Source organism: Cohnella rhizosphaerae, from assembly GCF_029525575.1.
Lineage (GTDB): Bacteria > Bacillota > Bacilli > Paenibacillales > Paenibacillaceae > Cohnella > Cohnella rhizosphaerae.
The window spans coordinates 197,981-208,691 of record NZ_JAPDIA010000001.1 but is presented as its reverse complement, the minus strand read 5'-3'; the positions used below and the strand labels follow the sequence as shown (position 1 = coordinate 208,691).

The 10,711-nt window shown below is 58.8% G+C and carries 8 protein-coding genes and 1 pseudogene; 5 read left to right on the top strand and 4 right to left on the bottom strand.

The features are described 5' to 3' along the window. Nucleotides 1-303: 303 nt before the first annotated feature. The 3 genes and pseudogenes from OMP40_RS00995 to OMP40_RS00985 all read right to left on the bottom strand — a co-directional run. Nucleotides 304-741: pseudogene (locus OMP40_RS00995) on the bottom strand (hypothetical protein); the annotation flags it as partial. An 855-nt stretch (nt 742-1,596) separates the two neighbouring features. After that, nucleotides 1,597-2,355 (bottom strand): response regulator transcription factor, encoded by a 759-nt coding sequence (locus OMP40_RS00990; protein WP_277528426.1) that lies wholly within the window; start codon nt 2,353-2,355, stop codon nt 1,597-1,599. A 14-nt stretch (nt 2,356-2,369) separates the two neighbouring features. After that, nucleotides 2,370-3,758 (bottom strand): sensor histidine kinase, encoded by a 1,389-nt coding sequence (locus OMP40_RS00985; RefSeq protein WP_277528423.1) that lies wholly within the window; start codon nt 3,756-3,758, stop codon nt 2,370-2,372. A 648-nt stretch (nt 3,759-4,406) separates the two neighbouring features. Here OMP40_RS00985 and OMP40_RS00980 point away from each other — a divergent pair. Continuing rightward, nucleotides 4,407-5,774 (top strand): ABC transporter substrate-binding protein, encoded by a 1,368-nt coding sequence (locus OMP40_RS00980; RefSeq protein WP_277528422.1) that lies wholly within the window; start codon nt 4,407-4,409, stop codon nt 5,772-5,774. Between the two features lie 173 nt (nt 5,775-5,947). Here the strand turns inward: OMP40_RS00980 and OMP40_RS00975 are convergent, their stop codons facing one another. Continuing rightward, the gene (locus OMP40_RS00975) at nt 5,948-6,187 is read right to left on the bottom strand and encodes a hypothetical protein (protein WP_277528421.1); all 240 of its coding nucleotides are present in this window, start codon (nt 6,185-6,187) and stop codon (nt 5,948-5,950) included. Between OMP40_RS00975 and OMP40_RS00970 the strand changes: the two genes are divergently transcribed. The 4 genes from OMP40_RS00970 to OMP40_RS00955 are packed head-to-tail and all read left to right on the top strand — an operon-like array spanning nt 6,174 to nt 10,032. Further along, the gene (locus OMP40_RS00970; protein WP_277528420.1) at nt 6,174-6,725 is read left to right on the top strand and encodes a carbohydrate ABC transporter permease; all 552 of its coding nucleotides are present in this window, start codon (nt 6,174-6,176) and stop codon (nt 6,723-6,725) included. The genes OMP40_RS00975 and OMP40_RS00970 overlap by 14 nt on opposite strands. Nucleotide 6,726: 1 nt before the next feature. Further along, nucleotides 6,727-7,548, top strand: a complete 822-nt coding sequence (locus OMP40_RS00965; protein ID WP_277528419.1) for a carbohydrate ABC transporter permease — start codon at nt 6,727-6,729, stop codon at nt 7,546-7,548. Nucleotides 7,549-7,592: 44 nt separating this feature from the next. Next, nucleotides 7,593-8,102, top strand: a complete 510-nt coding sequence (locus OMP40_RS00960) for a DUF4968 domain-containing protein (RefSeq protein WP_277528418.1) — start codon at nt 7,593-7,595, stop codon at nt 8,100-8,102. Continuing rightward, nucleotides 8,011-10,032, top strand: a complete 2,022-nt coding sequence (locus OMP40_RS00955) for a glycoside hydrolase family 31 protein (protein WP_277528417.1) — start codon at nt 8,011-8,013, stop codon at nt 10,030-10,032. The genes OMP40_RS00960 and OMP40_RS00955 overlap by 92 nt, the downstream gene beginning before the upstream one ends. The last annotated feature ends 679 nt before the right edge of the window (nt 10,033-10,711 follow it).

Below are 10,711 nucleotides of genomic sequence, written 5' to 3'. Positions count from 1 at the left end.
AAGGTCGACAAGAGCGGACTGTCGGCCGTAGTACGGTACGAAAAAGCTACGCTGCCTTGATCCGTCAATAACGCCGGGTCGGGCAGCGTCGTGACGCGAACCTGATAAGAGAGCGTCACGGCGCCGCCGGGCTCGATATTGCCCACCGAGATGCCGAGGTAGGGATCCTCGAACGGCTGGGGCGTTCCGTTCAGGACGACGCTGCCGGCAATAAACCGGGTGCCGTCCGGAAGAGTGTCGGAGATGACGGCGCCAAGCGCGGTGACCTCCCCCCGTATTGGCGACCTTCAGCGTATAGGTTAGCGTATCTCCGACGGTGGCGTCCGTCTGGTCGACGCGCTTGGCGATCGTCAGCACCGGCTGATCGATGTCGATCTGGATGCCGTTGGCATTGACCAGATAGCCGTCTCCAGAGGTTTTCAGCCGAAGAACGGCCGAGGTTTGATTGCGAACGAGCGTACTGGCCGCGCTGACGTTCGTAATGTCGTAGCCTTGCCTACCGCCGACGATATTGGCGCCCGGCGTGCCGTTTATTTGATTGCGCGTTCCGAACGTTCCCGTCGTATCGAGGGCTCCGGCATCGTTGTTGATCTGGGAGGCAAAAAAGTTGGTCGCGAAATTGTTCGGTCCGGAAAGCACGGCAAGCGAGGCGGCCGTGGGGCCGAACAAGGCCTGGTCGCCGGTCTTGTTCGCGTCGCCTTCCTGCGCGCTGAGCAGAATCCGTCCGTTGATCGTCCCCATCACCGGTGTGGCGAATCCGGTAACGACCGTGCTGACCGGCCCGGAGGATGCCTGGATGACGACGGCGCCGACCCGCAGCGATAAATTCCGCAGCGGAAGCGCGGGATTCCGGTAAGCGACGGCCAGCGTCCAGCCGGCATGATTGGAGGTCGGATCGGGGATGATCAGCGTCCCCGTCACGCCTCCCGTCGTGTACGTGCCGGCGCCGCCCGCCGCGACCAGGTCCGTCACATCGGCAGAACGGGTATAAGCGTACCCGTCAGGAAAATTGTTGCTTACGGCCAATAGCACGTTAAATGCCGTCCGGGGATCCGGCTTGACGGCGCTCGTTCCCTTTGGCGTCGTGAAGGTGACCGGCTTGTTGATGAACGCGCTTAGATCGACGCCGTTGTTCAAGTACATGCCGCCCCAGATCAGTTCGGCATACAGCACCGTGCTGCCGGCGGGCAGATTGAGCAATGCCGAGGCGGAGTTGTTCTGAAAGAGATCCGTCGTGCCAGGCGGATACGAACCGAACTGACTGGCCGTATTCGTCGTTGTAAAAGCGCCGATACTGTCCACGGTGCCCGGCACGCCGACCCGTTCGGACCGGCTGAGTCCGAGCGTATTCCCCGTGAAGGTCAAAGCCCCGTTGGCATTCAGAAAGAAACGGTTGATAAAGCCCATCGTGCACGCTCCCGCCCAAAGACCGCCGATCGGAAACAAGCACGCGCTGCACGCCGACGCGGCCGGTCTTTTTTTTCTCATCCTCTTATATGCGAGTCGCCTTGTACGTTATTCGAGGCCTTGGAGAAATCGTGCGGCATAAGGCGGGCTGAGGAGGTGGCCGATGGCCGTTGCATAAGAATGTATCGCTTAAGGCAGCCTGCTCCTGTATTCGGTCGGCGTCATGCCGGTCGATTGCTTAAAAATACGACTGAAATAATAAGGGTCCGGATAACCGACCGCTTCGCCGATTTCTTTGACGGAAAGCCCCTTCTTCAGCGACAGCAGCTGTTTGGCTTCGTTGATCCGCAAGGACATGATGTATTTCGAGGGGGCCTCGCCGCTGTACTTCAGGAAGATTTTGCTCAGGTGGGACGCGTTTACGTTGAACTGCCGGGCGATCTCCTCCAGGCTGAGCTCCTGCGAATAGTTGTTTTTAATGAAGTCCGCTACCGTCCTCACGATCTCTTCCGCGGAATACTGGCGTCCGGCGAGCACGCTGGGCGATTTCAAGGCCGCTCTTTCGCTGTCGATGGTCGTTTTTAACCGCGAGAGCAGGCTCTCCAGCTCCCGAATCTTAAGCGGCTTGAGCAAGTAATCGATCACGTTCATTTTTAAAGCTTGATGGGCGTATTCGAATTCGCTGTAGCCGCTGATGACGATTTTTTTGACCGCGGGATAGTCCCGTTCGACGGCCCGGATGAGGCCGATGCCGTCCAGCACGGGCATGTGGATATCCGTGAACAAAATATCGGGGACTTGAACGCCCTCCATAAAGCGAAGCACGCTCTCGCCGTCTCCGGCGGCGTGCACGACCTGGAACAAGGCGTCTGTCCTTTGAATTTGGCTGGCGAGCGTGCGCAGCAGCAACGGCTCGTCTTCCGCTACGATGACATGGATCGGGTTCAACGTTTCCTCCACCTTTATCTTGCGTTTAGGGGGCCGCCGATCGTGACGGTCGTCCCGCGTTCAGGCAAATTGCGAATATCGAAGAGCATCTGGCTCCCGTATTGCAGCTTGAGCCGAATAAAAATATTGAGCAGTCCCATGCCCTGCAGCTTCAGCGCGGGCAATACCTGGCTTCGCTCCATCTCCTCCACCTGCGCATAAAATCGCGACAGCTCCTCCTCGCCGAAGCCGGGGCCGTTGTCCGTGACTTCAATAAGCCAGCGACGGTCCGCGACGGTGCCGCGTATCGAGATTTCCCACGGCGGACTGGACTTCGTTCCGTATTTGATGGCGTTTTCCACGAGCGGCTGGATCATGATCCTGGGCACTCGCACCGACCGGATCGAAGCGGGCAGATCGGTCGCGCAAGCGAGCAGGTCGCCGTAACGAAGCTTCATGCAGTTCAGGTACATTTCGGTGTAGCCGATCTCCGTCTCCATATCGACCAGCGCGGACTCGTCGGCCGAGATGTACCTCATCATGTCCGATAAGTTGTCGCACATGGCGATGATCTGCTCGTTCATTTGCTCGTAAGCCATGGCGCTGATGGTCGCCAGCGAATTATACAGGAAATGCGGATTCATCTGGGACTGAAGCGCTGTCATTTTCGCTTGCATCTCGTGCGTCCGGGACAAGAGCAGCTGGTCGAACGATTCCTTGAGCCTGCCGTTCATTTTGACGAACGAAGCGTTCAGGCGGTCCCATTCGTTCAGCCCGCTGTTGAGCTCCGCCGCGGTGCCGGCGACAAGCGACTCGAGGCTGATCGACTTGATCGTCTTGTTCAGCGCGCTAAGGGGCCGGGTGATTCGCTTGGAGGCGGCGTACGACAGGGCGATCAGGAAGATCATAATGACGAGCGTCGCCAGGATCGCAAGCCTGGTAAACTTGTTCAGTGGAGAGAGCAGCGTTTTGTTGGAAATCATGACGGCAATATTCCAGTTCGTCAGGTCGGAATGCTTGATGGTGAGCAGGTCCGTATCGCCGGTCAGCGGGTTGGTCAGGTAGGCGGGCCGTTCGGCATCCGACGGGTCTGCCGGCCGGTTCAGGAGCTTGCGGACGATCTGCTTGTCCTGTTCGGCGTGCTCGTAAGGATAGACGATCTCTCCGTCGTTCGTATAGATGAGGATCTGTTCCAGCGAGGGGTTGTCCTTGGCCTGGCGGATGACGCCGCCGAATACTTTGCCGTAGCTTTGCCTGACCTCGACGATGCCCTTCGGCGCGTTGTATTTGTCCGAGAAGTGGCGAAGCAGGGAAACAAAAACGTTGTTTTTTAAGCCGAGGCTGCTGCTGCCCGTCTGGGAAAGGGTCAGCACCTTCGCCTTCGTGTCGCTCTCCACGGCCGCGAACCAGGGCTGATTCGCCACGTCCGTCTTTTTTTTGGCTGTTGTCCAGGCCGACGCCGATCGAGATGCCGGAGAACAAGTGCAGATAAACCTGCTGCACCGGATAAGAAGGGCCGACTAGGGCGACCAGTATATCGTAAAGGGAGGTATCCGTCTTGTTGTACCGGCTGCCGCTTTGCTCGGACGAGAGCGGATCCGGCGCCCCGCCTTTAGGCGTCTCGTAGGCCGAGATGCGGTCGGTAATGAGATTGGAGTATAGGATGCTCACGGATACGGAGTCGAGCTTCTGGATCTCCAGATCGAGCTGCGTCTGAAGCGTCGAAGACATTTCCGTCAGCGTATTGAACGCTTTTTGCTTCAGCAGGTTGGAGGACCAGGCGTAGAAGAGCGCGAATAAGATCGCGATGCCGATGACGATGATCGACGAATAGGTAAGGAACAAAATCGAACGGATCGAGCGAGGCCGGCGAATCAGCTTCATGAATATCCCGCTCCCGTCGCATTCATTTTTACCATTCTGCATCCGAGCGGAACAGGTTGTCAACCCTCGGAAAAAATGTGCAAAGAAACGCACAAACTTCTGCATGGAGGGGATGTGAGCGCTTCACTTATAATGAGGGAGCGAACGATTGAATGCGTTTACACTCAATTGAAAAAAGGGGAGTAGGCATGAAAAAAGCACTTAGCCTTGTTCTGCTGACAGGTCTGGCCGGAGGACTGCTGAGCGGCTGCGGCAATTCCGGAAGCGATTCGTCGCCGCAAGCGTCGGGGTCGCCGACGAGCGCGCCGAGCCAGGCGAGCGAGACCGCGAGCTCCGCGCCGGCGAAAAAAAACATCACCTTGTCGTACCTGGCGAGCCAGGATTGGATCAAGGACGCGGAGATGAAGCTTGCCGAGAAATTCGAGGAACAGACCGGCATTCATATCGACTATCAGATCGTGCCCTCGGATCAGTACAGCAACGTACTGAAGGCAAAGCTGGCGTCGGGCGAGGCGCCCGATATTTTCGGCGGACAGAGCGGCAAGTTCGATCTCGGCCCGCTGTACGACGTGGAGAACAACGCGGTGGATCTGTCTGGCGAGGAATGGGTGCAAAGGGAAGATCCGCTTTTCGTCGAACAGACGTCCTGGAAATCCAAAGTATACGCCCTTACGATCTGGGACCCAAGCGCGAGCTGGATCATGGTGTACAACAAGCCGCTGTTCGCCAAGCTTGGACTGAGCGAGCCCAAGAGCTACGAAGAGTTCCTTAAAGCCTGCGAGGCGATCAAAGCGTCCGGCGTGACGCCGATCTACGAGCCCGTCTCCGACGGCTGGCATCATGTGCTCTGGTTCCCCGAGATCGGCGTGCGGTACGAGCAGCTCGACGCGGGACTTGCCGACAAGCTGATCGCCAATCAAGAGAAGTTCGAGAACGCCGCCGTGCTCGAGCAGTCGCTCTCCCAGTTCAGCGAACTGGTGCAGAAGGGATACTTCGGCGAATACGCCTTCTCCAATACGTACGCCGACACGGAGAAAAACATGGCCGACGGCAAATACGCCATGACGCTGTACAATATCGGGCTTCCGGCTCAGATCGAGAAGGCCGTGCCGGGCAGCAAAGCTTCCGATTACGGATTTTTCCCGATTCCGCTCATGGACAATCAAAGCCTGAACGTCAATCCGGCCGCACCGAGCAAATTCATCTCCAGCAGCTCCAAGCATATCGAAGAAGCGAAGCAGTACTTTAGCTTCCTGACGGAGCCGGACAATCTGCAGTACCTGCTCGACAACGAGCCGAAGTTCACGACGTTGAACTTCAAGGATGTCAAAGCCAAGTTCAACGACGAACAGCGCGCCTTCTTCGACGCCTACGGTCAAACGTCCGGTACCGTGTACCAGACCGCGATCAATTACGTGAATCCGCAGTGGATGGACATCGGCAAAGATATGGCGGCCATGATGAACAAGCAAATGACGCCGAAGGATATTCTCAAAAACATCGACAAGCGCAGAGACCAGCAAGCGAAGACGGCCGGCGATTCGAACTGGAAGTAAGAAGTCGGCACGTTCGACGGGGGCGCGCAGTCACGCGGCGGCGCCCCCGTCCCGGCCGTCCACGAACGGGGTATGACAAATGAGCAAACGAATGTATCCTTTTTTATTTCATTGCGATCGCCTTGGTCTTTTACGTCGCGTTTGCCGTCGTTCCGAGCCTGATGGGCATCTATTTATCGTTTACGGACTGGAACAGCTACGCCAAGGCGATTCGCTTCATCGGCCTCGACAATTACAGGACGATCTTCTCGTCCGACGAGAATTATATGCACGGCATCCGCAATACGGCGGTCTTTACGGTCGCCACGATCGTGCTCAAGACGATCATCGGTTTGCTGCTTGCGCTGATGGTCAACCGGGGCATTCGGCTGAAAAGCTTTCACCGCGTCGTTCTTTTTTATGCCTTCGGTCATCCCGATGCTGGTGGTGGGCATCATTTTCAAGTCGATCTACGAGCCCCAGCACGGCCTGATCAACGAAGCGCTGAGGGCGATCGGTCTATCGTCATGGACGCAGCACTGGTTGTCGGACGTCAGGTGGGCTTTCAAATCGGTCATCGCGGTCGACGTCTGGAAAGGCGCGGGTTATATCATGGTCATCTTGCTGGCCGGCCTGCAGGCGATCTCTTCCTCTTATTACGAGGCGGCGGATATCGACGGCGCCGGCTTCTGGAAGAAGCTTCGGTATATCACGCTACCGCTCTTGATGCCTTCGCTGACCGTCACGACGGTGCTCAACCTGCTGTACGGTCTGAAAATATTCGATACGGTGTACGTCCTCACGAACGGCGGACCGGGCTATGCGACCGATGTGGTGTATACGCAGGTGTTCAGCCAGTTTTCTCTCGGGAGCTATGGCGTCGGCACGGCCTTGATCACCGTTCTGTTCGTCATTATGACCCTCATGGGATTTTTCGCCGTCAAGCTTATGTCCAGAGAGGAACAAGGCTGATATGAAAAGTAAAAGGCTGCAGGCCGCGGTTGCCAACGTCGCGATCGGCGCGGTCAGCCTGATCGCGCTCATTCCGATTCTGCTCATCGTCATCAATGCTTTCAAGACGGGAGCCGAAGCCAGCTCGATGAGCTTTGCGCTTCCCCGTTCGTTGCGCTTCGACAATTTTGCGACGGTCGTCGAGAAAGGCAAGCTGGGCCGTTCGTTTTTGAACAGCTTCGCCTATTCGGGGTTTGCCGCGATATTTTGCATCCTCTTTTCGGCGATGGCGGCCTTCGCGCTTTCGCGGAACCGTTCCCGCCTGAACCGCGTGCTTTATTTCTTTATCATCCTGGGCATCGCGCTGCCGCTTAACTACTTCACCCTGATCGATGTCATGAAGTGGACGCATTTAATGAATACGCGGGCCGGCATCGTCGTTTTGTACATGGTTACGCAGATTCCGTTCAGCATTTTTATTTTGTTCGGCTTCGTCGGCGGCGTGCCGAAGGAGCTCGACGAGGCGGGCGTCATCGACGGCTGCGGGCCGGTGCGGCTGTTTTTCAAGGTTATATTTCCGGTGCTGCGGCCGGCCGCTGTTACCGTGTTTATTTTGGCTTTCCTTAACACCTGGAACGAATTTCTGCTGCCGCTCTATTATTTGAACAGCGCTCAGAAGTGGCCGATGACGCTGGCGGTGTACAACTTCTTCGGGCAGTTCCAGCAGTCCTGGAATCTGGTGAGCGCGGACATTATTTTAACGATATTGCCGGTGTTGATCGTTTATTTGCTGGGCCAGCGGTTTATTATCGCGGGGATGACTTCCGGGGCGGTCAAGGGCTAATAGCGCGCGGCGGTAAAAAAAAGAGCGGATAACGGGGGGATACGATGAATATTCGGCGTTATGAGGCGCGGCCCGACGGACTCGTGCTCGAGACGTCGAACGGCAGGATGAAGCTCACGCCTTACGCAAGCGGCACGATCCGGGTTCAATATACGCTGGAGCCGACGTTCGGCGCCGGACGGAGCTTTATGATCGTTCGCGAGGCGGACGGCGCCGTGCCTTACACGGTCGAGGAGGACGAGCGTCGGCTTTATTTCTCGACCTCAAGCCTTGCGATCCAGATCGACAAGCGGACCGGCGCCTTCGTCTACCGCGACGCGGCAGGGACTTTGCTGGCGCAGGAGCCGGCGCGCGGCGGCAAGTCGCTCGTGCCGGTCGACGTCGTCAGAGCCGTCTTCGACGAAGACGCCAGGCTGGAGACCGGTCAGGGGGGCGGACGGTCTGCGGATCCGCGCGTCGCAGGTGCGAACAGAGGTAGACCGACAGGCCTATCGCACGAAGCTCGCGTTCGATTGGGCGGACGACGAAGCGTTGTACGGATTGGGCTCGCATGAAGAGGGCATGTACAACCTGCGCGGCCAGCATCAGTATTTGTACCAGCAAAATATGAAAGCCGTCGTTCCCGTGCTCGTATCGACGCGCGGCTACGGCATCGTGGCGGACAGCTACGCCTTCATGATGTTTCACGACGATGCGTTCGGCTCCTATCTGTCCACCGAGGCGGACGCGGAGATGGACTACTACTTTGTAGCTGGTCCGGAGCTGGACGAGGTCGTTCGCGGCATCCGTTATTTGACGGGCAAGGCGCCGATGCTGCCGAAGTGGGCTTACGGCTACGTGCAGTCGAAGGAGCGCTACACATCTTCGGCGGAGTTGATCGAGACGGTGCGCGAGTATCGCGCGCGGGGCCTGCCTCTCGACTGCATCGTGCTGGATTGGAAGTCGTGGACCGGCGAGCTGTGGGGACAGAAGACGCTCGATCCGGAGCGGTTCCCCGATCCGGGGAAAATGATGGAGGCGCTTCACGGCATGAACGCACGGCTGATGGTGTCGATCTGGCCCATCATGAATCCGGACAGCGACAATCATCGGGAGATGACCGAGCAAGGCGGGCTGCTCGCAAACCGGGCGACGTACGACGCCTTTCAGGATAAAGCCCGTGCGCTTTATTGGAAGCAAGCGAACGAAGGCCTGTTCGTCCACGGCATCGATGCGTGGTGGTGCGACTGCACCGAGCCCTTCGAAGCGGACTGGAAGGGGGCCGTCAGACCTGAGCCTGAGGAGCGCTTGCGCATCAATACCGACGAGGCCAAGCTTTATATCGATCCGCAGTTCATCAACGCCTACTCGCTGCTGCATTCCCGCGGCATCTACGAGGGTCAGCGCCGAACGAACGAGCGCAAGCGCGTCGTCAATCTGACCCGGTCCGCTTATGCCGGACAGCACCGTTACGGGACGATCACCTGGTCGGGCGACATCTCGGCGAACTGGGACACCCTGCGCAAGCAAATTCCCGACGGGCTTAACTTCTGCGCGACGGGCTCGCCCTACTGGACGCTCGATATCGGCGGCTTTTTCGTCCGCGACAAGCCCGACCAGTGGTTTTGGAGCGGGGATTACGACGAGGGCGTGGACGATCTGGGCTACCGCGAATTGTACGTGCGCTGGTTCCAGTACGGCACGTTTCTGCCGATGTTCCGCTCCCACGGCACGGACACGCCCCGCGAGATCTGGCGGTTCGGGGAACCGGGCGAGCCGTTCTACGAGGCGCTGGCTACGTTTTTGTCTCTTCGTTACCGCTTGCTTCCTTATATCTATTCGCTGGCCTTCCGCGTCTACCGGGACGATTATACGCTGATGCGCGCGCTGCCGTTCGATTTCAGGCACGATGCCCGCGTGTACGACATCGGCGATCAATACATGTTCGGTCCGGCGCTGCTGGTGAACCCCGTCACCGAGCCGATGTACTACGACAGTGGATCGCGGCCGCTGGAGGATCGAAGCGAGACCCGGTCCGTGTACTTGCCGAGCGGGAGCCTGTGGTACGATTTCTGGGACGGTACGTCCTACGAGGGCGGAGCGTTGATCGAGGCGGCGGCGCCGATCGCCCGAATTCCGCTGTACGTCCGCGCAGGCTCGATCGTGCCGATGGGCGACGAGATTCAGCATGCCGAGGACGACACATTCGGCGGCAGGCTGTACGTTCGCGTATACGCGGGCCGGAGCGGATCGTTCGAGCTGTATGAAGACGAAGGGGACAGCTACGATTACGAAAAGGGTGTATTTGCGATTACGCCGCTGCAATGGGACGAGGGGAGCAGGACGTTGACGATCGGGGAGAGAAGAGGCGCTTATCCCGGGATGCTGGCCGTCCGCGAGATCGTCGTTCAGCTCTTCGAGCCGGCCTTGGAGCCCGATCTCCCGCCTGCGCCTGCCGTTCGAACGCTCCGCTATACGGGAAGTCGGGCGGAAGCGATTTTTTAAACATGAAAAACGACCTTGCGGGGTCGTTTTTCGCTTTTCTACGCGTCGCCCTCACATCCTCACCGCCCCGCAACCGTGCCCGCGCCACCGGAACCGCACAAAAAAATGTGCGGTTCTCGCACGTATCGCCCCCGGCCGCGGCCACTCGCGCCTTAATCGTGCCCTCGCCGCGCCCGCGTCACGCCCGCGCCGCCGGAACCGCACAAAAAAATGTGCGGTTCTCGCACGTATCGCCCCCGGCCGCGGCCACTCGCGCCGTAATCGTGCCCTCGCCGCGCTCGCGTCACGCCCGCGACACCGGAACCGCACAAAAAATGTGCGGTTCTCGCCCAAATCGCCCCCCGGCCGCGACTACTCGCGCCTTCATCATGCCCACGCCGCGCCCGCGTCACGCCCGCGATACCGGAACCGCACAAAAAATGTGCGGTTCTCGCCCGAATCGCCCCCCGGCCGCGGCCGCTCGCGCCTTAATCGTGCCCTCGCAGCGCTCGCGTCACGCCCGCGACACCGGAACCGCACAAAAAATGTGCGGTTCTCGCCCAAATCGCCCCCGGCCGCGGCCACCTCGCGCCTTAATCGTGCCCTCGCCGCACACACACCACGCCTGCGACACCGGAACCGCACAAAAAATGTGCGGTTCTCGCACGTATCGCCCCCGGCCGCGGCCGCTCGCGCCTTC

Excerpts from the sequence above, each read along its gene's own strand:
- OMP40_RS00980 (WP_277528422.1), top strand. The coding sequence starts at position 4,407 with ATGAAAAAAGCACTTAGCCTTGTTCTGCTGACAGGTCTGGCCGGAGGA.
- OMP40_RS00970 (WP_277528420.1), top strand. The coding sequence starts at position 6,174 with ATGCCTTCGGTCATCCCGATGCTGGTGGTGGGCATCATTTTCAAGTCG.
- OMP40_RS00975 (WP_277528421.1), bottom strand. The coding sequence starts at position 6,187 with ATGACCGAAGGCATAAAAAAGAACGACGCGGTGAAAGCTTTTCAGCCG.
- OMP40_RS00965 (WP_277528419.1), top strand. The coding sequence starts at position 6,727 with ATGAAAAGTAAAAGGCTGCAGGCCGCGGTTGCCAACGTCGCGATCGGC.
- OMP40_RS00960 (WP_277528418.1), top strand. The coding sequence starts at position 7,593 with ATGAATATTCGGCGTTATGAGGCGCGGCCCGACGGACTCGTGCTCGAG.